This window comes from Actinosynnema sp. NPDC053489, assembly GCF_044544865.1.
Classification (GTDB): domain Bacteria; phylum Actinomycetota; class Actinomycetes; order Mycobacteriales; family Pseudonocardiaceae; genus Actinosynnema.
On sequence record NZ_JBITXT010000006.1, the window covers coordinates 446,384 to 469,820 of the forward strand.

Annotated in this window: 22 protein-coding genes; 6 read left to right on the top strand and 16 right to left on the bottom strand. The window is 72.9% G+C overall.

Annotated features, from left to right (window positions below; all coding sequences use genetic code 11):
- Nucleotides 1–281 precede the first annotated feature (281 nt).
- From dnaN to ACIGNX_RS17045, 4 genes are all read right to left on the bottom strand, one after another.
- Nucleotides 282–1,388: a DNA polymerase III subunit beta gene (gene dnaN, locus ACIGNX_RS17030; protein ID WP_396540925.1), complete on the bottom strand. Its 1,107-nt coding sequence runs from the start codon at nucleotides 1,386–1,388 to the stop codon at nucleotides 282–284.
- A 31-nt stretch (nucleotides 1,389–1,419) separates the two neighbouring features.
- Nucleotides 1,420–2,655, bottom strand: coding sequence for an MFS transporter (locus tag ACIGNX_RS17035; RefSeq protein WP_396540927.1), 1,236 nt, complete (start codon nucleotides 2,653–2,655; stop codon nucleotides 1,420–1,422).
- A gap of 419 nt (nucleotides 2,656–3,074) precedes the next feature.
- Nucleotides 3,075–3,749 (bottom strand): Crp/Fnr family transcriptional regulator, encoded by a 675-nt coding sequence (locus tag ACIGNX_RS17040; RefSeq protein ID WP_033441932.1) that lies wholly within the window; start codon nucleotides 3,747–3,749, stop codon nucleotides 3,075–3,077.
- A 198-nt stretch (nucleotides 3,750–3,947) separates the two neighbouring features.
- The gene (locus ACIGNX_RS17045) at nucleotides 3,948–4,199 is read right to left on the bottom strand and encodes a hypothetical protein (RefSeq protein WP_015097743.1); all 252 of its coding nucleotides are present in this window, start codon (nucleotides 4,197–4,199) and stop codon (nucleotides 3,948–3,950) included.
- Between the two features lie 251 nt (nucleotides 4,200–4,450).
- Here ACIGNX_RS17045 and nth point away from each other — a divergent pair, with 251 nt between their 5' ends.
- Genes nth through ACIGNX_RS17065 form a run of 4 tightly spaced genes read left to right on the top strand, consistent with a single transcriptional unit; the run spans nucleotide 4,451 to nucleotide 7,660 of the window.
- Entirely contained in the window at nucleotides 4,451–5,218 is a 768-nt protein-coding gene (gene nth / locus ACIGNX_RS17050) for an endonuclease III (protein ID WP_396540930.1), read from the top strand.
- Nucleotides 5,215–5,808: a TlpA family protein disulfide reductase gene (locus ACIGNX_RS17055; RefSeq protein ID WP_396540932.1), complete on the top strand. Its 594-nt coding sequence runs from the start codon at nucleotides 5,215–5,217 to the stop codon at nucleotides 5,806–5,808. The genes nth and ACIGNX_RS17055 overlap by 4 nt, the downstream gene beginning before the upstream one ends.
- Entirely contained in the window at nucleotides 5,805–6,476 is a 672-nt protein-coding gene (locus ACIGNX_RS17060; protein WP_396540934.1) for an NUDIX hydrolase, read from the top strand. Before ACIGNX_RS17055 ends, ACIGNX_RS17060 begins: the two co-directional genes overlap by 4 nt.
- The gene (locus tag ACIGNX_RS17065) at nucleotides 6,473–7,660 is read left to right on the top strand and encodes a MarP family serine protease (protein WP_396540936.1); all 1,188 of its coding nucleotides are present in this window, start codon (nucleotides 6,473–6,475) and stop codon (nucleotides 7,658–7,660) included. The genes ACIGNX_RS17060 and ACIGNX_RS17065 overlap by 4 nt, the downstream gene beginning before the upstream one ends.
- Here the strand turns inward: ACIGNX_RS17065 and ACIGNX_RS17070 are convergent, their stop codons facing one another.
- The 5 genes from ACIGNX_RS17070 to ACIGNX_RS17090 form a co-directional block, all read right to left on the bottom strand.
- Complete coding sequence (locus ACIGNX_RS17070) at nucleotides 7,661–8,587, bottom strand: alpha/beta fold hydrolase (RefSeq protein WP_396540938.1); 927 nt, start codon at nucleotides 8,585–8,587, stop codon at nucleotides 7,661–7,663. It lies immediately after the preceding gene.
- An 8-nt stretch (nucleotides 8,588–8,595) separates the two neighbouring features.
- Nucleotides 8,596–9,066: a phage holin family protein gene (locus tag ACIGNX_RS17075; RefSeq protein WP_396540940.1), complete on the bottom strand. Its 471-nt coding sequence runs from the start codon at nucleotides 9,064–9,066 to the stop codon at nucleotides 8,596–8,598.
- A gap of 59 nt (nucleotides 9,067–9,125) precedes the next feature.
- Nucleotides 9,126–10,322, bottom strand: coding sequence for a Na+/H+ antiporter NhaA (gene nhaA, locus ACIGNX_RS17080; RefSeq protein ID WP_396540942.1), 1,197 nt, complete (start codon nucleotides 10,320–10,322; stop codon nucleotides 9,126–9,128).
- Between the two features lie 122 nt (nucleotides 10,323–10,444).
- A complete protein-coding gene (gene acs, locus ACIGNX_RS17085) occupies nucleotides 10,445–12,421 on the bottom strand; it encodes an acetate--CoA ligase (protein WP_396540944.1) in 1,977 nt (658 codons plus the stop codon).
- A gap of 201 nt (nucleotides 12,422–12,622) precedes the next feature.
- Nucleotides 12,623–13,192: a GNAT family N-acetyltransferase gene (locus ACIGNX_RS17090; RefSeq protein WP_396540946.1), complete on the bottom strand. Its 570-nt coding sequence runs from the start codon at nucleotides 13,190–13,192 to the stop codon at nucleotides 12,623–12,625.
- A 91-nt stretch (nucleotides 13,193–13,283) separates the two neighbouring features.
- Between ACIGNX_RS17090 and ACIGNX_RS17095 the strand changes: the two genes are divergently transcribed.
- Entirely contained in the window at nucleotides 13,284–14,009 is a 726-nt protein-coding gene (locus ACIGNX_RS17095) for an oxidoreductase (protein ID WP_396540948.1), read from the top strand.
- A 129-nt stretch (nucleotides 14,010–14,138) separates the two neighbouring features.
- Here ACIGNX_RS17095 and kynU read toward each other — a convergent pair whose 3' ends face one another.
- Both kynU and ACIGNX_RS17105 read right to left on the bottom strand, forming a co-directional pair.
- On the bottom strand, nucleotides 14,139–15,260 hold the full coding sequence (kynU, locus tag ACIGNX_RS17100) for a kynureninase (RefSeq protein ID WP_396540950.1): 1,122 nt from the start codon (nucleotides 15,258–15,260) through the stop codon (nucleotides 14,139–14,141).
- Complete coding sequence (locus tag ACIGNX_RS17105) at nucleotides 15,257–16,072, bottom strand: tryptophan 2,3-dioxygenase (protein WP_396540952.1); 816 nt, start codon at nucleotides 16,070–16,072, stop codon at nucleotides 15,257–15,259. The genes kynU and ACIGNX_RS17105 overlap by 4 nt, the downstream gene beginning before the upstream one ends.
- 107 nt (nucleotides 16,073–16,179) lie before the next feature.
- On the opposite strand from ACIGNX_RS17105, the gene ACIGNX_RS17110 reads away from it, so the two are divergent.
- Nucleotides 16,180–16,629, top strand: coding sequence for an Lrp/AsnC family transcriptional regulator (locus ACIGNX_RS17110; protein WP_396540954.1), 450 nt, complete (start codon nucleotides 16,180–16,182; stop codon nucleotides 16,627–16,629).
- Here the strand turns inward: ACIGNX_RS17110 and murQ are convergent.
- From murQ to ACIGNX_RS17135, 5 genes are all read right to left on the bottom strand, one after another.
- Nucleotides 16,598–17,533: an N-acetylmuramic acid 6-phosphate etherase gene (murQ, locus tag ACIGNX_RS17115; protein WP_396540956.1), complete on the bottom strand. Its 936-nt coding sequence runs from the start codon at nucleotides 17,531–17,533 to the stop codon at nucleotides 16,598–16,600. The genes ACIGNX_RS17110 and murQ overlap by 32 nt on opposite strands.
- Complete coding sequence (locus ACIGNX_RS17120; RefSeq protein ID WP_396540958.1) at nucleotides 17,530–18,447, bottom strand: MurR/RpiR family transcriptional regulator; 918 nt, start codon at nucleotides 18,445–18,447, stop codon at nucleotides 17,530–17,532. The genes murQ and ACIGNX_RS17120 overlap by 4 nt, the downstream gene beginning before the upstream one ends.
- Nucleotides 18,448–18,555: 108 nt before the next feature.
- Complete coding sequence (locus ACIGNX_RS17125) at nucleotides 18,556–20,211, bottom strand: serine hydrolase (protein WP_396540960.1); 1,656 nt, start codon at nucleotides 20,209–20,211, stop codon at nucleotides 18,556–18,558.
- A 13-nt stretch (nucleotides 20,212–20,224) separates the two neighbouring features.
- Complete coding sequence (locus ACIGNX_RS17130; RefSeq protein ID WP_396540962.1) at nucleotides 20,225–21,490, bottom strand: exo-beta-N-acetylmuramidase NamZ domain-containing protein; 1,266 nt, start codon at nucleotides 21,488–21,490, stop codon at nucleotides 20,225–20,227.
- Between the two features lie 5 nt (nucleotides 21,491–21,495).
- On the bottom strand, nucleotides 21,496–23,214 hold the full coding sequence (locus tag ACIGNX_RS17135) for a glycoside hydrolase family 3 N-terminal domain-containing protein (RefSeq protein ID WP_396540964.1): 1,719 nt from the start codon (nucleotides 23,212–23,214) through the stop codon (nucleotides 21,496–21,498).
- Nucleotides 23,215–23,437 lie beyond the last annotated feature (223 nt).

Consider the following 23,437-nt stretch of genomic DNA (forward strand, 5'->3'; position numbering starts at 1 on the left):
CCGGACACGGCCGGCCGCGCCCGCCGCACGCCAGTCGGCACCGGACACGCCGTCGCCCCGGCCGCACGCCGCCGCGGCCCGTCGTGCTCGCCGGCCGGTGAGGCCACCGGAGTCGGGCCGGCGGCTGGGCCTTGTGCAGTTCGCCGGGTGCGTTCGCGGGGGTGGGTGTTGGGAGCGGGTGGGTGGTCGGGGGGTGGTCGAGGCGTTCCGCTGGTTTTCAACCGAGGTACGGGAACGGTGTTTCCGTACATCTTCGGGCGATGATCACCCGAAAGTGGCGGTCAGGAGATCGTGCGCAGAGGCACGACCAGGTACGTCAGCTCGACCCCGTCCTCGCCCGGCCGGGAGGTCAGCACCGTCGACCGCAGGCCGTCCTGGATCTTCAGCTCCACCTGGCGCCCGCTGAACGCCCGCAGCGCGTCCGACAGGTACCGCGCCTGGAACGACTTGGTCACCCGGTTGCCGTCGATCGTGGCCTTGACCGACTCCTCCGACTCGCCGCTCTGCGGATCGCTGCCCCGCACCCGCAGCTCCCCGTCCTCCACCTGGATGGTGACCGAACCGTGCGGCCCGGCGTACGGCACCGCCCGCCGCACGGCACCGGCCAGCACGTCCGCCTCCACCACCACCGTGCTGTCGATGACCGCCTCCAGCAGCTTGCGCACTCGATCGTCCGGGAACGGCGCCGCCAGCAGCGCCGTGCTCACGCTCCCGCCGGCCCACGACAGGGCGATGCGGTCGGCGTCGGCGTGCACCGTCACGTCCGCGCCGCGCCCCGGCTGCCGGGACGCCTCGGCCAGCACGACCGCCGGCGCGAGCACGTCCAGCTCACCCGTCGCCGCCCACGGTAGCGAAGCGAACGCCATGCGGTAGCGGTCGGTGGCGATCAGCTCCAGCCTGCCGCCCGGGACGCCGTGCATCCGCACATCGGTGAACACCGGCAGCGCGTCGTCCTTCGACGCCGCCGACGACACGGGCGCCAGCGCGGCCGTCAACGTCGCCGCCGGCAGCACGCCCACCGCAGCCGGCAGGGCGGGGACGCCCGGGTGGGACGCCAGGTCCAGCAAGGGCAGGGCGAAGCGGGCCCGCGACGTCCGCACGGCCAGCCGCGTGCCCTCCACCACCAGGCGCACCTGCGGGTCGTCGAGGCCCCGCAACGTGTCGGCCAGCGGCTTGGCGGGCACGACCACCGCACCCTCCGCGTGCACCGTCGCGGCACGGGTCAGGCGGACGGCGTGCTCGCGGTCGCTGCCGGCCAGCTCCACCCCGCCGCCGCCGGCGCGCAGCACCAGACCCGCCAGCACCGGGTCGTGCACCCTGGTCGGCAGCAGGCGCGCCACGTCGGCGGCGGCGGAGGCGAGGTCGGTCGTGGTGGCGGTCAGGTCCATGGCGGAGAAGGTAGCCGCGACCACCGACAATTCAGCGGGCCACGAGCGCGAGGTCGTCCCGGCGGGCGGGCGCCCCGGCGGCCACGGTGCCGCGGAACACCCACACCAGCACCGCGACCACCCCGCCCGCGACGGCCGCCGCGACGAACGCGGCCCCGGTGCCGTGCGACTCGACGAGCTGCCCGCTCGCGGACTGGCCGATCGCCAACCCGACGGTGACCGCCGTGACGACCCAGCCGAACGCCTCGGTGGCCGTGCCGGCGGGCGCGACCTGCTCGATCGCCGCCGAGTGCGTGGTGGCCTGCGGCGTGATCAGGGTGCCGACCACGAACAGCGCCGCGCCCAGCCCGACCAGCGTGGACGGCACGGCCAGCAGCAGCGACAGCGCCGCGAACCCGCCGAGCAGCACGGGCAGCCGCAGGTGCATCGGCCGCGGGAACGGCTTCATCGAGTACAGGATGCCGAACAGCACGGAGCTGACCGACCACAGGCTCAGCAGCACGCCACCCATGCCGACGTGACCGGCCCGCGACGCCGCCGCGGGCACCGCCACCTCGATGAACCCGATCGTCACGCCGAAGCCCAGCGCGGCCAGCGCGACCGTGCGCATGCCGGGTGACGCGAGCGCGCCGAGCAGGTCCCGGGTCGCGGGCGCGGGCCGCACGCCGCGCACGGTCGGGTTGAGCGCGAACCACAGCGCGCCGACCGCCATCGACGCCGCGCCGATCACCACGCCGGTCCCGGCCCACGGGGCGGTGACCAGGAGCCCGGCCAGGCCGGGGCCGAGGATGAAGAAGACCTCCATGCTGATCGCCTCGTAGGCGTACCCGGCCAGCCGCGCGGACCCGGCGGGCAGCACGTGCGCCCACAGGGCCCGGGACGCGGAGCCGACCATCGGCTCGGTGAGCCCGACGAGGAACGCCAGCGGCACGAGCACGGCCAACGCCGCGCCCGCCTCGACCGCGCCGATCGCGAGCGCCACGAAGACCGCGAACAGCGACACCGCGCCGAGCAGGGGGCGGGTCGGGCCGAGCCGGTCCATCAGCCTGCCCTGCACGATCGAGCCGACCGCGACACCCACGAGCGAGGACGCCGACACCAGGCCGGCCGCGGCGAACGAGCCGGTCTCGCGCTGCACGTACAGCAGCAGCGACAGGCCGACCATCGCGATCGGCAGGCGGGCGAGCAGGGACGCGGCGACGGGGCCGCGCATGCCGGGGGTGGTCAGGGCGGTGCGGTAGTCGGAGAGGCGGGCAGACTGGGACATGCGTACCAGTATGCCGCACACTGGTACGCCCGTACCAGTCAATGGCGCGGTGTGGTCCGTCACCGGCTCGGGACCGGTCCACCTTTCGGGAACCGCGTTGCGATTCGATCACAACACTGCGATGACCGGGTGAAACCCAACGGCAAAACCGCTGAACAGAGGGTCCTTGAGGGTGAACGGGCTTGAGTTGCGGGGGAGGGGGCGTGCGATGGTGGGAGCAGCCACCGCCGCGTCGCCGCCAGCGCGTTTCGGGCGTGGTCGCAGCGGGTAACCAAGCCTCCTTCCGGCGCCACGAGGGTCGGGGCCTGCGGGTGCCGGAGGTGTGGAAAGCGCGGTCTGTCGGGGGATGGGCCGTGCGACAACAAGACCGGTGCGCCGCGTCGGGGGCGGCGCCCGGTCTTGTTGTTCACTCCAGCGGGCTAACGGGCGCGGCGGGCCAGGCGCTCCGGGTCCAGGATCAGCACGCTCTTGCCCTCCAACCGCAGCCACCCGCGGTGGGCGAAGTCGGCCAGGGCCTTGTTCACCGTCTCGCGCGAGGCGCCCACGAACTGGGCGATCTCCTCCTGCGTCAGGTCGTGGGTGACCCGCAGCAGGCCGGCCTCCTGGCTGCCGAAGCGCTGTGCGAGCTGCAGCAGCGCCTTGGCCACCCGGCCGGGCACGTCGGTGAAGATCAGGTCGGCCAGCATCGAGTTCGTCCGGCGCAGCCTGCGGGCCAGGGCCCGCAGCAGCTGCTCGGCGATCTCCGGCCGGTTGGTGATCCACTGCCGCAGCGCGGGGCGGTCCATGCTGACCGCGCGCACTTCGGTCACCGTGGTGGCGGTGGACGTGCGCGGACCGGGGTCGAAGATCGACAGCTCGCCGAACATGTCCGACGGCCCGAAGATCCCCAGCAGGTTCTCCCGGCCGTCCGGCGACTTGCGGCCGATCTTCACCTTGCCGGACTGGATGATGTAGAGCCGGTCGCCCGGCTCGCCCTCCGCGAAGATCACGTGGCCACGCGGGAATTCGACAGACTCCAGCGTCTGCGCCAACGCCTCCGCCGCGGCCTGTTCAACCCCCTGGAAAATGCCCGCGCGGGCCAGGGTCTCGTCCACCTCGTCCCTCCTGTCGAGACGCGGCGGCATGGTTGAGCGCGTTCCGCCTTCTGGCGGATCAGCGCCTGCCGCCGATCACTGAGTGCAGTCTAAGGGCTGTGGTCGGGATCGCCTTTCGGCGCGCCGTCCTACCAGCCCGGACAGCCCGATAAGGCCCGCGGGGGTTGACCCCGTGGGCCTGCACGGTCCTTGCCCCGCTTAGCGGCGGGTGCGCCGCTGGCGCAGGTTCCTGGCACGACCACCCAGCCTGCGCAGCCGGAACAGTTCCAGCGCGCGGCCGATGCCGTGCCCGTAGAGCGCCCTGACCTCGTCGGGGCGGGCCGACTCCAGGAACTCCTCGACCTCGTCCTCCTGCACGGCGACGTGCCGCAGACGAGCTTCAACGCGCTCCATGAAGAGCGCGAAGAACATGATCACGATCGGAACGGCGATGACGAACCAGGCAGTCATGATGGCTCCGATCCTTGCGCATCCGGTCCGGCGCGCGGTCAAGGGGGGTCACTCGGGCGTGTCGACCCGAGGTCGCGCGGGTCGCTCATCCAGTCGGTCAAGGGACGTGTGCGGTCGGCCGGTGGTTGCTTGCCCCCGATCCTCGGGGTTCAAACCGGGCGTCGCCCGGCGGGACGCGTCCCCCGCGCGGGTGGGAACCGACGGCGACCGAGCCGCCGGGCGCCCGGCGGCGGCCAAGTAACCTCGTCGGCATGGCGAAGAGCGCGGTGAAGCAGCCGGAGACGAGGCTGGGGCTGGTCCGCCGGGCGCGCCGGATGGTGCGGGTCCTCGCGCAGGGCTACCCGGGGGCGCACTGCGAGCTGGACTTCACCGACCCGTTGGAGCTGCTGGTCGCCGTCGTGCTGTCGGCCCAGACGACCGACGTCCGGGTGAACCAGGTCACGCCAGCGCTGTTCCGCCGCTACCGCACGGCCGCCGACTACGCCTCCGCCGACCGGACCGAGCTGGAGGAGCTGATCCGGCCGACCGGCTTCTACCGCAACAAGGCGACGTCGTTGATCGGCCTGGGCTCGGCGCTGGTGGAGCGGTTCGGCGGCGAGGTGCCCGGCCGGCTGGAGGACCTGGTCACGCTGCCGGGCGTCGGCCGCAAGACCGCGAACGTGGTGCTGGGCGACGCGTTCGGCGTTCCGGGCATCACGGTCGACACCCACTTCGGCCGGCTGGTGCGCCGCTGGGGCTGGACCGAGGAGGAGGACCCGGTCAAGGTCGAGCACGCCATCGGCGCGCTGGTCGAGCGCAAGGAGTGGACCCTGCTCTCGCACCGCACGATCTTCCACGGCCGCCGCGTCTGCCACGCCCGCACGCCCGCCTGCGGCGCGTGCCTGCTCGCACCGCAGTGCCCGTCCTACGGCATCGGCCAGGTCGACCCGGTCAAGGCGCAGAAGCTGGTCAAGGGCGAGGAAGCGCCGCACCTGATCGAGCTGGCCGAACGGGTGCGCGCCGGGGAGAAGCTGGCGTGAGCGCCGCGGCGCGGTGGGCCGTCGTCGTCGTGGTCCTGGCGGTGGCGGGCGCGGTCGCGCTGTGGCCCCGCTCGCCCGAACCGGCTCCGCGGGAGGCGATCCCGACCCGGACCCGCCCCACGGTGGACCTCGACGCGGCGCGCGGCCGGGCCGCCCTCCCGCCGTGCCCGCAGAACGCGCCGGGGCCGCCGCCCCTGCGCGGCTTGACGGCCACCTGCCTGGGTGACGGGCGGCCGGTCGACGTGGCCTCTGCCGTGACGGGTCCGGCTGTGGTGAACTTCTGGGCCACCTGGTGCGTTCCCTGCCAGGAGGAGCTGAAGGTCCTCGACGCCTACGCGCGCGAACCCGGCGCGGTCCCGGTCGTCCCGGTCCTGGTGGAGAGCGAGGAGGCGGACGGCCTGGAGCTGCTGGCGAAACTCGGCGTGCGCCTGCCCTCGGTCGCCGACCCGGCCGACGGGGTGCGCAAGGCCGTCCGCGTGCCCCGGACGTTGCCGGTGAGCTACGTCGTCGGCGCGGACGGCTCCCTGACCCAGGTGACCGACCCCGTCGTCTTCACCTCGGTCGAGCAGGTGCGCGGGGTGGTCGGATGACGGCCCTGGTCGACCCGGCCGACGTGCCGGGGTGGATGGGCGGGCTGGTCAAGGCCACCGCCGAGATCGACGCCGGCGCCTTCACCCGGATCACGCCACCGCCCGACGGCAGCGGGCGGCCCGCGGCCGTGCTCATGCTGTTCGGCGAAGGCCCGGACGGTCCGGACGTGCTGCTGCTGCGGCGCGCGGACACCCTCGGCTCGCACCCCGGCCAGGTCGCCTTCCCCGGCGGCGCGGCCGACCCGACCGACGACGGGCCGGTCGACACGGCGCTGCGCGAGGCGTTCGAGGAGACCGGCGTGCTGCGCGAGGGCGTGCGGCCGGTGGCGACCCTGCCCCGGCTGTACGTGCCGGTGTCGGGGTTCGTCGTGACGCCCGTGCTCGCGCACTGGGACGCGCCGTCGCCGGTCGCGCCGGTCGACCCGGCCGAGACCGCCGCCGTGGCGCGGGTGCCGATCGCGCACCTGGCCGACCCGGCGAACCGGTTCCGGGTCGCGCACCCCTCCGGGTACGTCGGACCGGCGTTCTCCGCGCCCGGCATGCTGGTCTGGGGCTTCACCGCGGGCCTGCTCGACGGCCTGCTCAAGCTGGGCGGGTGGGAACGGCCGTGGGACACCGCGGACGTGCGCGACCTCGACCTGGCCCTGCGCGCGGTGGAGGTGCCGTGAACTGGGTCGACCTGCTCGTGCTGGCGCTGGCCGCCTTCGCCGCGGTGTCCGGGGCGCGGCAGGGCATGGTCGTCGCGCTGCCCGCGTTCGTCGGGGTGCTCGTCGGCCTGGTGCTGGGCACGCAGCTCGCGCCGCTGGTCGTCGCGCAGTTCGACAACGTGGTGACCAAGGTCGTGTTCGCCGTCGGCATCGTCGTGCTGCTGGTGGCGCTGGGCGAGACGCTGGGCGTCTACATCGGCCGCGGCATCAAGTCCAAGGTCAACGCGACCCCGCTGCGGGGCCTGGACAACGCGCTGGGCGCGATCGTGCAGGGCGCGGTGGTGTTCGTGGTGGCGTGGATGATCGCGCTGCCGCTGACCATGGTCGCGGGCCTGCCGTCCCTGGCGAAGTCGCTCAACCAGTCGGTGATCCTGTCCACCGTGGACGACGTCATGCCGCCCGCCGCGCGGACGTTGGCCGACGACCTGCGCAACCTGTTCGACGTGTCCGGCTTCCCGGCCGCGATGGACCCGTTCGACCGGACCCCGCTGCGCGAGGTGGGTCCGCCGGACCCGGCGCTGAGCGCGAACCCGGTCGTGCGGAGGCTGGAGCCGAGCGTGCTCAAGGTCCGCGGGCGCGCGCCGTCGTGCTCGCGGGCGTTGGAGGGCACCGGGTTCGTCGTCGCGCCGGAACGCGTGATGACCAACGCGCACGTGGTCGCGGGCACCACCGACGTGACGGTGGAGGTCGGCGTCGGCCAGTTCGACGCCACGGTCGTGCACTACGACGCCCAGACCGACATCGCGATCCTGGCCGTGCCGGACCTGGAGGCCGCGCCGCTGGAGTTCCGCACCGGCGACATCGCGCCCGGCGAGGACGGCATCGTGCTCGGCTACCCGCTGGACGGGCCGTACACGGCGTCCGAGGCGCGGGTGCGGGAGCGGATCAGGATGCTGCGCGGGCCCGACATCTACGACGCGCAGACCGTGACGCGGGACGTCTACACGGTGCGGGCGAAGGTGCGCAGCGGCAACTCCGGCGGGCCGCTGGTCGACCCGCAGGGCCGGGTGATGGGCGTGGTGTTCGGGGCCGCGGTGGACGACCAGGAGACCGGGTTCGTGCTGACGGCGGACGAGGTCGCGGAGGAGGTGGCGAAGGCGCCGACGATGGTGCGCCGGGCCTCCACGCAGACCTGCGCGTCGTAGTCAGACCCCGGCCAGGAAGTCGGTGATGACGCGGCTCGTCGTGTTCGGGGCCTCCTGGTGCGGGAAGTGGCCCACCTCCGGCAGCACGCGGTAGGTCGAGCGGGCGCCCGCCCAGGTCGTCGAGCCCGCCGCCGTGGACTCCAGCACCACCGGGTCCAGCGCGCCGTGCAGCTGCAGCACCGGGACGTCCAGCCTGCGGTCCACCGCCTCGGCGAAGCGGCGGCCGTCGCCGCGCAGCTGCGACCGCACCGCCCAGCGGTGGTACTCCAGGGAGCTGTGCGCGACGCCGGGCACCAGGAACGCCTCCCGGTTGCGGCGCACGACCTCGTCGAACTCCGGCGAGACCCGCCACTTCGGGCCGCCCCACGCGGTCAGCATCCCGGCCACCGCCGCGCCCCGGTCCCTGGTCAGCCACCGCTCCGGGTACAGCGGGAGCTGCGAGCGGAACAGGTGCGCGCTCGCCCGGCCCTGCCGGCGCGGGTGGCGGCGGATCGCCCGGCGCAGCGCCAGCGGGTGCGGCGCGGCCACCGCCGTCACCGAGTGCACCAGCCGCGAGTGCGTGGCGGCGACCGTCCACGCCAGCATGCCGCCCCACGAGTGGCCGACGAGGTGCGCCCGCGGCGCGCCCAACGCCTTCACCAGGCCCGCGACGTCGCCCGCGAGCGTGAACCCGTCGTAGCCGCGCGGCGGCTTGTCGGAGTCGCCGTAGCCTCGCAGGTCGACGGCCGCGGCGCGGTAGCCCGCCTCGGCGATCGAGACGAGCTGGTGCCGCCACGTCCACCAGAACTCCGGGAAGCCGTGCAGCAGCAGCACGAGCGGCCCCTCGCCCAGCTCGGCGACGTGCAGGCGGATGCCGTTGGCGGACACGTCGCGGTGCGTCCACGGCCCGGGCACCCGGGCGGTCGACGGGTCCGGTGGCAGCCGCACGGCCCGGCTCAGCGGTCCTCGCCGCGGTGCCGGAGTGCCGCGACGGTGTCCCTGGCCGAGTCGATCGTGCGCTGCGGCGCGCGCAGCTTCTTCAGCTTCCGGACGCCCAGCAGCGCGAACAGCCCCGCCGTCAGCAGCATCAGCCCGAACACGATGAGGAACGCCGACCAGCGGGGCAGCCACACGTCCAGCAGCTCCGCGCCGAAGAAGAAAAAGAAGAACGAGCTGAACAGCAGCACCGTCAGCGCGACGATGAAGTAGACGCTGCCCTTGAGGCCCTTCTTGACCTCGCCCGCGACCTCCGACTTGGCGAGCTCGACCTCCGCCCTGACCAACGTGGACAGGTGGGCCGTGGCGTCGCGCACCAAGCCGCCGATGGACGTTTCCTCCGCGATCTTCGCCGCGCTCTCCGCGGTCAACGGGATCGACGGAACAGGTGGCAGCCCGCTGCCGTTGGTGTTCTCCCGAGCGCTGGTCACCGGCTCATCGTGCCATGCTGGGCCGATCAAGGCCGCTCGACCGGCGGATGTCGGCACGATCACCCGTCCTCGTCGGCACGCCGGTGGGCCCGGCCGCGGCGGACCAGCAGCACCGCGGCGAGCGACGACGCCACGAGCGACGCCAGCAGCACCGCGGCCTTGGCCCGCGCGGCGGCCGGGCCCTCCAGCGACAGGTCGGCGATCAGCAGGCTCACCGTGAACCCGACACCGCCCAGCACGGCCACCGCCACGATGTCGCGCGGACCGGCGCCGCCGGGCCACCTCGCGGCACCCACCAGCACGGCCAACGCCGACGCGCCCACGATGCCGACCACCTTGCCGACCACCAGGCCGACCATCACGCCCCACGCCAGCCGGTCGGCGAACAACGCGCCCAGCGCCTCGCCGTTCACCGGCACGCCGGCCGCGAACAGCGCGAACACCGGCACCGCCACGGCCGCCGACCACGGCTGCAACCGGTGCTCCAGCCGCAACGCCGGCGCCTCGTGCTCGTCAGGGTCCTCGCGCACGCGGGTCAGCAGGGCCAGCGCGACGCCCGCGAGGGTGGCGTGCACGCCCGCCGCGTGCACCGCGGCCCACGTGCCCACCGCGATCGGCACGTACAGCCACGGCGTGGTGACCCGCTTGTGCTGCAGGAACGCGTACAGCGCCAGCAGCGCGACCGCCACCGCCGCCGCGACCAGGTCGAAGGAGGCGGTGAACAGCACGGCGATGAGCACGATCGCGCCCAGGTCGTCCACCACGGCGAGGCTGAGCAGGAACAGGCGCAGGCTGTTGGGCAGCCCCGACGCGGTGAGCGCCAGCACGCCCAGGGCGAACGCGATGTCCGTGGCCACCGGGATCGCCCACGCCCGCTCGATCCCCGGCTCACCCCAGCCGACGCCCAGCGCGATGAGCGCGGGCACGACCATGCCGCCGACCGCGGCCACCACCGGCAGGACCGCCGCCTTCAGGTCGTTCAGCTCGCCGATCACCAGCTCGCGCTTGAGCTCCAGCCCGGCGACGAAGAAGAAGATCGCGAGCAGGCCGTCCTTGGCCCAGTCGCCGACGCTCAGGCTCAGGTGCAGCGACGCCGGGCCGAGGTGGAGGTCCCGCAACGCGGTGTACGCGCCGGAGAACGGGGAGTTCGCCCAGACCAGGGCCACGGCGGTGGCGGCGACGAGGATCGTCCCGCCGACGGTCTCGGTGCGCAGGTAGCGGGCGAACTCGGCGGCGGCGGGGCGGATGCGGTTCACGGTCGGCTCCGGTCGTTCGGGTGCGGCTCATCGTCGTGCCGACCAGACTTCCCGGCTCACCGGGACCGACCCTAACCCGGAACGGGGTCCGCGGGCGAACCGCGGACCCCGCCCCGACGTGCTCAGTCCTCCTGCGCGCCCGACTTCAGGCCGCTGGAGATGAGGTCCATCACCGACGAGTCCGCGAGCGTGGTGACGTCGCCGACCTGCCGGTTCTCCGCCACGTCGCGCAGCAGCCGGCGCATGATCTTGCCCGAGCGGGTCTTCGGCAGCTCCGGCACGACCATGATCTGGCGGGGCTTCGCGATCGGGCCGATCTCCTTGGCCACGTGGTCGCGCAGCGCCTTGATCGCCTCCGCGCCGTCGGAGCCCTCGGCCACGCCGCCGCGCAGGATCACGAACGCCACGATGCCCTGGCCCGTGGTCGGGTCGGACGCGCCGACCACCGCCGCCTCGGCCACCGTCGGGTGCGACACCAGCGCCGACTCGACCTCGGTGGTGGAGATGCGGTGCCCGGACACGTTCATCACGTCGTCCACCCGGCCCAGCAGCCAGATGTCACCGTCGGCGTCGTACTTCGCGCCGTCGCCCGCGAAGTAGTAGCCCTGCTCGCCGAACCGCGACCAGTACGTGTCGCGGTAGCGCTCGTCGTCGCCCCAGATGCCGCGCAGCATGCCGGGCCACGGCTGGTCGAGCACCAGGTAGCCGCCACCGCCGTGCGGCACCTCGTTGCCCTGGTCGTCCACGACCTTCGCGCTGATGCCGGGCAGCGGGCGCTGCGCCGAACCGGGCTTGGTCGACGTCGCGCCGGGCAGCGGCGAGATCATGATCCCGCCGGTCTCGGTCTGCCACCAGGTGTCCACGACGGGCGTCCTGCCCGCGCCGACGGTCTCCCGGTACCAGACCCACGCCTCCGGGTTGATCGGCTCGCCGACGCTGCCCAGCACGCGCAGGCTCGACAGGTCGTACTTGGCGGGGATGTCCGCGCCCCACTTCATGAACGTGCGGATCAGCGTCGGCGCGGTGTAGTAGATCGACACGCCGTACTTCTGCACGATCTCCCAGTGCCGGCCCTCGTGCGGGGTGTTCGGCGTGCCCTCGTAGACGACCTGCGTGACGCGGTTGGCCAGCGGGCCGTACACGATGTAGCTGTGCCCGGTGACCCAGCCGATGTCGGCGGTGCACCAGTAGACGTCGGTGTCCGGCTTGAGGTCGAAGACGTTGTAGTGCGTGTAGGCGACCTGCGTGAGGTAGCCGCCCGAGGTGTGCAGGATGCCCTTGGGGCGGCCCGTGGTGCCGGACGTGTAGAGGATGAACAACGGGTGCTCGGAGTCGAACGCCTCCGGCGTGTGCCGGTCGGACTGGCGGTCGACCAGGTCGTGCCACCACACGTCGCGGCCCTCGGTCCACTCGACGTCGGTGTTCGTGCGCTTGACGACCAGGACGTGCTCGACGCTCGCGGCGTTGGCCACGGCCTCGTCCACGGCGGGCTTGAGCGCCGCCGGGTTGCCGCGCCGGTACTGGCCGTCGGTGGTGATCACCAGCTTGGCGCGCGAGTCCTCGATGCGGGTGCGCAGCGCCTCGGCGGAGAAGCCGCCGAACACCACGCTGTGCATCGCGCCGAGGCGGGCGCAGGCGAGCATGGCGAAGATGGCCTCGGGCACCATCGGCATGTAGATGGCGACCCGGTCCTCCGCGCCGACGCCCAGTTCCACGAGCGCGTTGGCGGCCTTGCTCACCTCGCGCTGGAGGTCGGCGTAGGTGATGGCGCGGCTGTCGCCGGGCTCGCCCTCCCAGTGGATGGCGACCTGGTCGCCGTGCCCGGACTCGACGTGCCGGTCGACGCAGTTGTAGGCGACGTTGAGCCTGCCGCCGACGAACCACTTCGCGAACGGCGCGTCCGACCAGTCCAGGACGCGGTCCCACCTGGTGTCCCAGGAGAGCCGCTCGGCCTGCGCCGCCCAGAACGCCTCGCGATCGGCGTCCGCCTCCCCGTACAGCGCGGCGGTGGCGTTGGCCTGCGCGGCGAAGTCCTCGCTGGGCGGGAACGTCCTGCTCTCCGTCAACAGGTTGTCCAGGGCGGCTTGCGGCTCTGTCATGGTGGGCGGACCTCCTGAATCCGTGGGGTGCGCACTGACCGTAGTGCGATTCAGCTCACTGCGCACCCAAAAGGTTCAGACCAATTGTGGCCGGTGTCGAAACGCGTGGGTAACTGTGTAACCCGGCCCGAGCCCGCTGACCACCGCGATTCCGCCGAACGACACCCCGGGTGCGACCAGCGGCACGTGCCGTGACTCGCGTCACGTCGTCAGCCTGGCCTTCAGCTCCGGCCACTCCGCCGCGGTCATCGAGTACACGACGGTGTCGCGCAACGTTCCGTCCGGCCTGATCCGGTGCACCCGCAGCACGCCCTCCCGGGTCGCGCCGAGCCGTTCGATGGCCCGCTGGGACCGCTCGTTGCGCAGGTCGGTGTGCCAGCCGACGCGCAGCGCGCCCAGGTCCTCGAACGCGCGCTGCAGCAGGAGGAACTTGGCGTTGGTGTTGAGGGCGGTGCGCTGCCAGCGCGTGCCGATCCACGTGTGGCCGATGTAGAGGCCGCGGTTCTTCGGGTCGATCTCGTAGTACGACGTCGTGCCGGCGACCTCGTTCGTCCGCGGGTCGATCTGCGCCCAGGCGAGCCGGTTCGGGTCGGCCAGGCTGCGCTCGACGTACTCGAGGGTGTCCTCGACCGTCGCCGGCTGGTGGCTGCTCAGCCAGGTCCAGATGTCCGGGTCCTTGCCCGCCTCGTGCAGCCCCTCGGCGTGCTGCGGCCCGAGGGGTTCGAGGCGGACGTGGCGGCCGGTCAGCACGGGGCGGTCGTACCAGTTCATGCTTCGACGATAAATCGGTCAGTGGCTACTTTGCAGGTCCATTTTCAGTCCGTTTCAGATAGCCACTTACCGACGGGTAGTGTGCTGCGGCGTGACCGATCCGCTTGCCCCGCTGCTGGACCTGCCCGGTGTGGCCGACGCCGTCGCGGCGGCGCGGGACGCCGTGTTCCAGGTGCACCGGCACCGGGTGAACCTGCGCGGCTGGGCGACCACCGCGGCCGAGGCGTCCGTGCGCGCCGCCCGTGCGTCGGCGGCACTGGACGGCGGGTCGACCGCCATTCCAGGGGACGGGACCGTGACGGACCCCGTGCTGGCGGGGTCGCTGCGGGTGGCGGAGTCGCTGGGCGTGGTGTTCCCGACGTGGCAGCGCGCGCCGTTGCAGGCGTTGGCGCGGCTGCACGTGCTGGCCGCCGCAGACCTGGGCGGTGACCTGGGGCGCCCGCGTTCGGCCCCGGTGGTGTCGCCTCGCCTGGACCTGCTGGCGCAGCTCGTGACCGGTGGGACGTCGGTGCCCGGTCCGCTGCTGGTGGCCGTGGTGCACGGCGAGCTGATGTCGCTCGCGCCGTTCGACACGGCCAACGGCGTGGTGGCGCGCGCGGCGTCCCGGCTGGCGTCCATCGCGTCGGGGCTGGACCCGAAGTCGCTGGGCGTGCCGGAGGTGCACTGCCTGCGCCGCCAGGACGACTACGCCGCCGCCCTGCACGGCTTCTCGACCGGCGACCCGGAGGGCGTCACCCGCTGGATCCTCTTCCAGTGCGAGGCCCTGACCGCCGGCGCCCGCGAAGCCCGCGGCATCGCCGACGCCGCCACCCCCTGACCCCGCGCGAGAGTCCTACGCTCACGTCGCGAGAGTCCTACGTTCAGAGCACGTGAGTTGAACGCTCAGTGTTCAACTCGGGGTGCGTGAACGTAGGACTCTCGCGCGCTGGACGTTCGACTCTCGCGGTTAGAGGAGTTCTTTCAGGGTGGTGGCGGCGCGCTCGGCGTCGTCGAACGTGTTGTAGAGCGGGGCGAAGCCGAAGCGCAGCAGGTCGGGCGGGCGGTGGTCGCCGATCACCTGGCGCTCGATCAGCTCGTCCATCAGCCGCTCGGCCTCCGGGTGGCGCAACGACACCTGGTGGCCGCGCCACTCGTCGGCCGGCGTGATCACCTCGATGCCCGGCAGGCCCTCGACCAACGACCGGAAGTGCGCGGTCAGCGCCAGCCCCTTCGCCCGCACGTCGGCCAGGTCCACGTGGTCCCACACGTCGAGCGCCGCGTCCAGCGCCAGCATCGAGATGATGTCCGGCGTCCCCACGCGGGCACGCGACACACCGGGGTCGGGCGTGTACTCCGACGCCATCGCGAACGGCACCTCGTGCCCCGTCCACCCGGTCAACGGCTGCTCGAACCCCGGCTGCGCCGCCTTCGGCACGTACAGGAACGCGGGCGAACCGGGCCCGCCGTTGAGGAACTTGTACGTGCACCCGACGGCCAGGTCCACGCCCAGCGCGTCCAGCTCGATCGGCAGCACGCCCGCGCTGTGGCACAGGTCCCACACGACCTTCGCCCCAACCGCGTGCGCCTGCTCCGTCAACGCCGCCATGTCCAGCAACCGCCCGGTGCGGTAGTCGACGTGGTTCAGCAGCACGACCGCCGTGGTGTCCCGCAGGTCCAGCTCCTCCGGCGGCGCGGGCCGCAGCGCGAGGCCGGTCAGCTCCGCGACGGAGCGGGCGATGTACCCGTCGGTCGGGAACGTCCCGGCGTCCACCACGATCTCCATGCGGTCGGTGTTGCGCACCGCCGCCATCAGCGCCTTGAACAGGTTCACGCTGGTCGAGTCGGCGACGACGACCTGCCCGGGCTTGGCGCCGACGAGCCGGCCGATGCGGTTGCCGACCCGTTCCGGCGCCTCCCACCAGCCTTCCGACCAACTGCGGATGAGCCTTCGGCCCCACTGGTTGCGCACCACGTCCTGCACCCGTTCGGCGACGGCCTTCGGCGGCGCGCCCAGGGAGTTGCCGTCGAGGTACACGACGTCGTCGTCGAGGTCGAACAGGTCACGGATGTGCGCCAACGGGTCGTTCACACGTAGCTCCTGGCCGTCCACAGTTCGGGGAACACGGAGCGTCGCGTGCGCTTCTCCAGCCACGCGACCCCCGCCGACCCGCCCGTGCCGGCCTTCGCGCCCATCGAACGGCGCGTGGCCAGCAGGTGGTCGTAGCGCCAGCGGGCGAACTCCTCGGCGATGTCGGTCAACGCCTCGCCGAGTTCCAGCAGGTCGCGCGACCCGTCGCGGTAGACGTCCGCCCACACGGCCTCCACCCCGGCGTTCGGCTCGTACGGTTCGCTCACGTCGCGCTCCAGCACCTCCGCCGGGATCGGCAGGCCCTGGCGGTGCAGGGCGGCGAGCACGTCGTCGTACAGGCTCGGCTCGTGCAGCAGCCGTTCGAGCGCGTCGTGCTGCTCCGGCACGGCGCGGTGCGGCACGAGCATCGACCGCGACTTCTCGCCGAGCAGGAACTCCACCTCCCGGTACCGGCCCGACTGGAAGCCGGAGCCCTCGCCGAGGGCGTCGCGGAACGAGTTGAACTCCGCGGGCGTCATCCGGGCGATCGGCCGCCACGCCGCGTTGAGGGCCTGCATGTGCAGGTCGCTGCGGCGCAGGGTGCGGACCGCCGCGCGCAGGTCGTCGGCGCGCAGCTCGGACTGGGCCTGTCGCCACTCGAAGCAGAGCAGGCCGAAGTACAGCTCCATGACCTGCGTGATCACCAGGAACGACATCTCACGCGGGTCCTTGGACCACTGCTGTTGCAGCGAGTGCAGCACGGAGGCGTGCACGTAGTCCTCGTAGGGCGTCGTGCCGCCGAAGTCGAGTTTGGGTGAGACGGGGCAAGTCATGCACCCATGATGGCCTCGCGTTCGGCCCAACTGAATGGACGCCGACCAGTGATCACGGGCGAAGTTCTCACGATCGAAAACCGAAGTCGCGGAGTAGCTTTGCGAACGTGAGCACCGACCTCGACCGCGTCGACTGGGCCCTGCTGGAGGCGCTCCAGGAGGACGCGCGGCTGTCCTACAACGAGCTGGCGCGGCGGGTGCACGTGTCGCCGCCGACGGTCGCGCAACGCGTGCGGCGGTTGGAGAACGCGGGCGTCATCACGGGCTACCGCGCGACCGTCGACCCGACGGCGGTGGGTCGACCGGTGGTCGCCCTGGTCCGGATGAAGTGCTACGGGCCGAGGTGCATCACGGTGCACCCGGAGCTGCTCGACGACTGCCCCGAGGTGGTGGAGGTGGTGCGGCTGACCGGCGACATCTGCTCGGTGGTCAAGGTCGTGACCACCTCGATCACCGAGCTGGAGCGGTTGCTGGTGCGGCTGGGCGGCTACGGCGAGACGTCCAGCGCGATGGTGCTGTCGACGCCTATCCCGTGGCGCCCGGTGACAGCCGGCTGAGGGCCATCCGGACGTGCCCCTGCGTCAGTTCCAGCACCTCGGCGGCACGTGCCGCGGGCACACCGGCCAGCAGGTGCACCAGCGCCACCTTGAGGTCGCCGCCCGCGTCGGCCAACGCCGTCGTGCACTCCTGCTCGCCCAGGCCGGTGGCCTCGCGCAGGATGCGGACCGTGCGGCCGCGCAGCTTGGCGTTGGTCGCCCGCATCGACACCATCAGGTTCGAGTACGTGCGGCCCAGCCGGACCATCACCGCGGTGGAGAACGACGTCAGCACCAGCTTCTGGGACGTGCCCGCCTTCATCCGGGTGGACCCCGCGATCGCCTCCGGCCCGGTGTCGACCGCGATCAGCACGTCCACCTCGAACGGGGGCGGCGCGGTCGGGTTGTTCGACACCAGCACGGTGTGCGCGCCCAGCGCGCGTGCCTCCTCCAGCGCGGCCAGCACGAACGGCGTGCGGCCGGACGCCGTGACGCCGACGACGAGGTCGCCCGCCGCCGCGTGCTCGCGGATCTCGGCCGCTCCCTCCGACGCCTGGTCCTCGACGTTCTCCACGGCGTTGACCAGGGCGTCCCGCCCGCCCGCGTGGTGGGCGACGAACCAGTCCGGCGGCGCGTTGAACGTCGGCACCAGCTCGGCCGCGTCCAGCGTGGCCAACCGGCCCGAGGTGCCCGCGCCGACGTAGTGCACGCGTCCGCCGGAGCGCAGGGCGGCGACGGCGAGGTCCGCCGCCCGCGCCAGCTCCGGCAGCACGGCGGCCACGGCGTCGGGGACCAGGTGGTCCTCGGTGTTGATCAGGCGGAGCACGTCCAGCGTGGAGAGCCGGTCGATGTCCCGCGTCCGCGGGTTCCTGGCCTCGGTGGGCGAGTCGACGCGGACCGCGACGCCGTCCCGGGGCGGCGTCATTTACCCGACTCCCGCCGTCGCCTGCCGTCCGGCCGGGCGCCGAGGCGGTGCCCCGACACCGCGTCGTACGTCGCCTCCAAGGCCGTCTTGGCGCTGTCGACGTGCCGCTGCGCGACCCCGATGAACAGGCAGTCGATGACGGTGAGCTGGGCGATCCGGCTGGCCATCGCGCCCGAGCGGAACGTCGTCTCGCGCGCCGCCGTGGTCAGCACGTGGTCGGCGACCTCGCTGATGGGCGAGCGCGGGAAGTTGGTCAGCGCCACCGTCGTCGCGCCGTGCTCCTTGGCCACCCGCAGCGCCTCGACGGTCTCGGCGGTGGAGCCGGTGTGCGATATCCCGACCGCCACGTCCGCCCCGGTGAGCACGGCGGCCGAGGTGAGCGCGATGTGCGTGTCGTTCCACGCGAAGCAGGTGCGCCCGATCCGGTGAAGCTTCTGCTGGAGGTCGAACGCGACGAACGCGCTCGCACCGAACCCGTAGACGTCCACCCGGCCCGCGTCGGCGACCGCCTCGACGACCGCCTGCAACGTCTCCACGTTCAGCTGCTCGGCGGTCTCCTCGACCGCGCGGGCGTCGGCGAACGCCACCTTGCCGACCACCTGGCGCAGGTCGTCGCCGGGGCCGATGTCCCCGCCGAGGTCCCGGTCGGTGCGCATGGACGTGCGGGCGGTGTCGGCGGCCAGCGCTATGCGCAGCTCCGGGTACCCGCCGACGCCGATGGCCTTGCAGAACCGGGTCACCGTCGTCTCGCTGGTGCCCGCGGCCTCGGCGACCTCGGTGATGCTGCGGTGTGCGACGGTCGCCGGGTTGTCCAGCACGACCTTGGCGACCCGCTGCTCGGCGCGGGCCAGGCCGGGCAGGAGCGACCGGATCGTGACCAGGGGGCTGGAATCGGCGGTACTCTCGGTGGACACGTGGGAAACTTACTAACCGCCCCAACGAAGGTCAACGCAGGGTGGGTGCAACTCACCCCAACCGTGACCCAATGTCCCCGCTTGGCCCAGCGAACCGTCCCTGCGTCACTAACGGTCCGCTACTCGCCACCCTTCGGGATGTAACCCGGCCGGTTCCCGTTCCCCGTCGAGAGCCACTCCCCGTCCATCCATGACCCGGATGGCGTCCACGTAAACCCCGCGCCCGCCGTAGCCGGTGCCGCGGACGTACCGCCAGCGCAGCTTCGCCGCCGACCCCGTGTCCAGCTCGACCTTGCGCCACCGCCGCTCGCCGTAACCGCTCAGCACCCCGACCTCGCGCCAGGCCGTGCCGTCGTCCGTCGCCTCCACCACCACCCGGTCCGCCGCGGCGAGGTCGACGAAAGCCCAGAACGACAGCCGCTGCCCGTCACCGCGTCGGGGCAGGTCGCGCGTGGTCAACGTGCCGCCGTTCGACTCCGGGGTCCACGCCGTGCCGCCGTGCCGGGGGCGTACCGCCAACGCCTGCGCCAGGCCGTTGGCCGCCGCGCGCCGGGCCGGGTTGATCGAGCCCCAGTTCCGGCTCGGGTGCACGCGGTTGGTCAGCAGGATCGCGATCGACCGCGACAACGGGTCCAGCACCAGCGTCGTGCCCGTGTAACCGGTGTGCCCGGCCGCCCTCGGCGACGTCAGCGCGCCCATGTACCAGTCCTGGTCCAGCTCGAAGCCCAGGCCGTGCGCGTTGCCGGGGAACGCCTGGTTGAAGTTGGTGAGCATCAGCTCGACCGTGTCCTCGCGCAGGATGCGGGCACCCGCGTACGCGCCGCCGTTGAGGATCGCCTGGCCCAGCACCGCCAGCTCGCGCGCCGTGGAGAACACGCCCGCGTGACCCGCCACCCCGCCCAGCGACCAGGCGTTCTCGTCGTGCACGGTGCCCCGGATGATGCCCCGGCCCGCCTGGTACTCGGTGGCCGCGACCCGGTCCAGCTTCGCCGCCGGCGGGTTGTAACCGGTGTCCACCAGGCCCAGCGGCCGGGTGATGTCGTCGCGGACCAGCTCGTCCAGCTTCTTGCCCGACCACTTCTCGGCCAGCAGCCCCAGCGTGATCAGGTTGAGGTCCGAGTACAGGTACCTGGTGCCCGGCGCGCTGCTCGGCGTCGTCTCCACGACGGCCTTGATCCGGGACGGGACGTCCGGGTACTGCGACCACAGGGGCAGCCACGCCACCAGGCCCGAGGTGTGCGTGAGCAGCTGCCGGATCGTGATCGACGCCTTGCCGTTGACGGCGAACTCCGGCAGGTGGCGGGCCACCGGGTCGTCCAGGTCGAACCGGCCCAGCTCGTGCTGCCGCATCACCACGACCGAGGTGAACAGCTTCGAGATCGACGCCAGATCGAAGATCGTGTCCGGCGTCATCGGCACCCGCTGCTGCTCGGGCAGCTCGGTGCCCGCCGCGTCGGCGTAGCGGACCGCCCAGCCCGTCGGCTGCTGGGTGACCACGACGCCGTCGTGCGCGAACAGCGTGACCGCGCCCGCGAACAGCGGGTGGCCGGTCGCGTCCGGCACGGTGTACCGCTCGATCTGCGCCAGGGCGGCGTCCAGCGGTGCCGGGTCGAGTCCCACGCGCTGCGGGGTACCCGTTCGCAGCACGCTGCTCGACCAGCCCTCGTGCGGCTGGTCGAAGCGGGCCTCGCGGCCGTCCGCGTGCGCCGGCAGGGCGAGGGCCGTGAGCATCGTGGTCGCGATCAGCAGGGCAGGGGTGCGCATCGCTGTCTCCCGGTTACCGGTAGCGGAGGTACGGCCGGCGGGTGCGGTCGAACGCGGCCAGCTCCTCGGCCCACGCGCCGACCACCTCGTCGACGCCCGCGCCGGCGTCGACCATGAGGCGCAGCCGGTCGGAGCCGCTGAGCTTGTCGATGTAGAGGTCGGGCCGCCACGCGAAGACCTCGGGGTAGCGGGCCTTGGCCGTGACGATCATGGCGACCGCCGTGCGGGGCGCGTCGAACCGGTGCGGGTCGGTGAGGTGCAGGGCGACACCGCCGCACAGCTTGTTGGCGAACTTGTTGAACGTCGGCGTGAAGTAGGTCTCGCGGAACCGGACGCCCGGCAGCTCCAGCGCGTTCAGGTCCTCGGCCCACCGCCAGTCCAGGCCCGGCGCGCCGATCGTCTCGAACGGCCGGGTCGTGCCGCGGCCCTCGGAGAAGACCAGGCCCTCGAACAGGCACGTGCCGGGGTAGACCAGCGCGGTGTCCCGAGTGGGCACGTTCGGGCTCGGCGGGACCCACGGCAGGCCGGGGTCGAGGTCGTCCCGCGTCCAGCCCTTGAGGTCGACGACCTCCAGGCTGCTCACCCGGCCGCCGTCGGTCGGCAGGAACTCGCCGTCGAACAGGCGGGCCAGCTCGCCGATCGTCATGCCGTGCTGCTGCACGATCGGCTTGCGGCCGACGAACGTCGCGTAGGCCGGGTCGAGCTGCGGGCCCCGGGCGGTGCCGCCGACCGGGTTGGGGCGGTCGAGCACGACGAACCGCGTGCCGGTCGTCGCGGCGGCCTGCATGACCGCGTACATGGTCCAGATGTAGGTGTAGAAGCGCGCGCCGATGTCGGCGATGTCGAACACCAGCGTGTCGACGCCCGACTTGGCCACCATCTCGGCGATCTTGGGCACGCTCGCGCCGTAGGTGTCGTAGACCGGGATGCCGGTGCGCGGGTCGAGGTGGTTCCCCTCGGACCCGCCCGCCTGCGCCGTGCCGCGGAAGCCGTGCTCCGGGCCGAACGCGGCCTGCGGGCGCACCCCGGCGGCCACCATCGAGTCGACGACGTGGGTCTGGTCGCGCAGGACGCCGGTCGGGTTGGTGACCACGCCGACCTTGTGGCCGGCGAACCGCCGCCACCCGTCCCGCGCCAGCTGCTCCGCGCCCGTCTGGACGCCCCGCGGGCGGTCGGGCTGGTGCCGCGGTCCGTCCGCGTCCGGGGCGTCGACCGCGCCCAGGGCGTCGACCGCGGGCAGGGCGAGCGCGCCGGCGGCGAGGAAGTGCCTGCGGTCCACGGCGGTCACCACCCCAGCCCGTGGCCGAAGGGGTACGGCGTCGGCCCGGGCACGTCGACCGGCAGCTTGCCGACCGGCGACACCTCGCCGGTGATCACCCCGGCCAGCGCCCGCATCGACACCGCGCCGTAGGAGTAGGTCGCCAGCCACGTCGGCGCGGCCGTGTGTGCCACGTCGTACGGGTTCTGCACGGCGACCGCGACGACCGGTTTGCCGGTGGCCAGCAGCGTCGTCAGCAGGGTCTGCTGCGCGGGCTGGCGGGACAGGCCGTTGGTGAGCACGACGACCAGGTCGGCGCCCGCCGCGGCCTGCGCCGCGGCCGTGACCTGGGCGGAGGTCGGCGCGGTGCCGGTGGGCAGGGCCGTGCCGCCGAGGAAGCCCGCGAGGGTGCGGGTCGTCGTCTCGCCCCAGCCGGTCACCAGCGCGGCGGTGGGCTTGGCGTGCAGGGGCAGCACGCCGGCGTCGTTGCGCACGGCGGTGATGGTGCGGTCGGTGATCCGCGCCGCCGCCTCGAGGTGCTCGGCCGGCCCGACCTCCGAGTCGACCTCGTCCACGTCGACGAGCGGGCCGGTGAGCGTGCCGCGCAGGAACTTCATCCGCAGGATCCGCAGCACGCTGCGGTCGATGCGCTGCTCGGTCAGCTCGCCGCTGCGCACGGCCGCCAGCACGCTGTCGACGGCCAGCCCGAGGTCCACCGGCATGAGCAGCTGGTCGACGCCCGCCTTGAGGGCCAGCACGGGGATCTCGGCGTCGCTGTGCAGCTGCCGCACGCCCGCCATGGCCAGCGAGTCCGTGATGACCACGCCGTCGTAGCCGAGGTTGTTCCGCAGCAGGTCCAGCGCCGGCTTGGACAGCGTCGCCGGCTCGCCCGACGGGTCGATCCTCGGCATCTGGATGTGCGCGGTCATCACCGAGTCGACGCCCGCGGCGATGGCGGCCCGGAACGGCGGGGCGTCCACCCGGCTCCACTCGGCCTCGGTGCGGTCCACCGTCGGCAGCGCGGTGTGGCTGTCGATGTCGGTGTCGCCGTGCCCGGGGAAGTGCTTGGCGGTCGCGCTGACGGTGTGCTTGGCCAGGAAGCGGCCCTGGTAACCGCGCACCTGGGCGGCGGTCAGCTCGGCGGTGAGCGCCGGGTCGCTGGAGTAGGAGCGCACGCCGATGACCGGGTTCGCCGGGTTGGAGTTGACGTCCGCGTCGGGCGCGAAGTCCTGGGTGATCCCCATGGCGCTCAGCTCGCGCGCGGTGATGCGGGCGGCCTGCTCGGCGTCGTCCGCGCTGCGGCCCGCGCCCAGCGCCATGTTGCCGGGGAACTGGGTGGCGGGCGTGCCGATGCGGGTGACGATGCCCATCTCCTGGTCCGTGGCGATGGACAGCGGCACGCGGGCGGCCCGCTGCAGGCCGTTGGAGAGGGTGGCGATCTGGCGCGGGGTGTCGATGTTGTCGTAGCTGGAGTTGTTGAAGTAGACGACACCGCCCGGCTGGTACTTCGCCACCACCTCGGCCGGGGTGGCGACGCCGAAGTCGCGCAGGTTCCCGGGGTGGGCCTCGTCGGGGGACTGGCCGTGCAGGTAGGTGACGAACAGCTGGCCCACCTTCTGCTCCAGCGACATGCCGCGGACCAGGGCCGTGACCAGTTGCGCCTGGTCGGGCGCGGCGTGCGTGGGCGCGGGAGTGGTCACCGCGGCAGCCGCGACCACGGCGGCGGCGACGAGCGGACGGAGCACTGCGGCCTCCCCACTGGGAATCCTCCACCACAACGTGGTGCTTTCGGCAAGTTACCCACGTCACAGAGGCGGGTCAACGGGTTGCGTTGTGTGGCCATTGTGGGGAGGGGGTCCGACAAAACCCGGGGTTTGGCCGGTCACCCGTTCGGGCACTTGTTCGGGGAGTCGCGCTTTCGGGGCAGAAGGCAGGCATGCGAAAAGACGGTGGGCCCCTCGTGGAGGG

What these genes read in the sequence shown, in the direction of transcription:
- dnaN (WP_396540925.1), bottom strand. Translation starts at nt 1,388, where the DNA reads ATGGACCTGACCGCCACCACGACCGACCTCGCCTCCGCCGCCGCCGAC.
- ACIGNX_RS17035 (WP_396540927.1), bottom strand. Translation starts at nt 2,655, where the DNA reads ATGTCCCAGTCTGCCCGCCTCTCCGACTACCGCACCGCCCTGACCACC.
- ACIGNX_RS17045 (WP_015097743.1), bottom strand. Translation starts at nt 4,199, where the DNA reads ATGACTGCCTGGTTCGTCATCGCCGTTCCGATCGTGATCATGTTCTTC.
- nth (WP_396540930.1), top strand. Translation starts at nt 4,451, where the DNA reads ATGGCGAAGAGCGCGGTGAAGCAGCCGGAGACGAGGCTGGGGCTGGTC.
- ACIGNX_RS17060 (WP_396540934.1), top strand. Translation starts at nt 5,805, where the DNA reads ATGACGGCCCTGGTCGACCCGGCCGACGTGCCGGGGTGGATGGGCGGG.
- acs (WP_396540944.1), bottom strand. Translation starts at nt 12,421, where the DNA reads ATGACAGAGCCGCAAGCCGCCCTGGACAACCTGTTGACGGAGAGCAGG.
- ACIGNX_RS17090 (WP_396540946.1), bottom strand. Translation starts at nt 13,192, where the DNA reads ATGAACTGGTACGACCGCCCCGTGCTGACCGGCCGCCACGTCCGCCTC.
- ACIGNX_RS17105 (WP_396540952.1), bottom strand. Translation starts at nt 16,072, where the DNA reads ATGACTTGCCCCGTCTCACCCAAACTCGACTTCGGCGGCACGACGCCC.
- murQ (WP_396540956.1), bottom strand. Translation starts at nt 17,533, where the DNA reads ATGACGCCGCCCCGGGACGGCGTCGCGGTCCGCGTCGACTCGCCCACC.
- ACIGNX_RS17125 (WP_396540960.1), bottom strand. Translation starts at nt 20,211, where the DNA reads ATGCGCACCCCTGCCCTGCTGATCGCGACCACGATGCTCACGGCCCTC.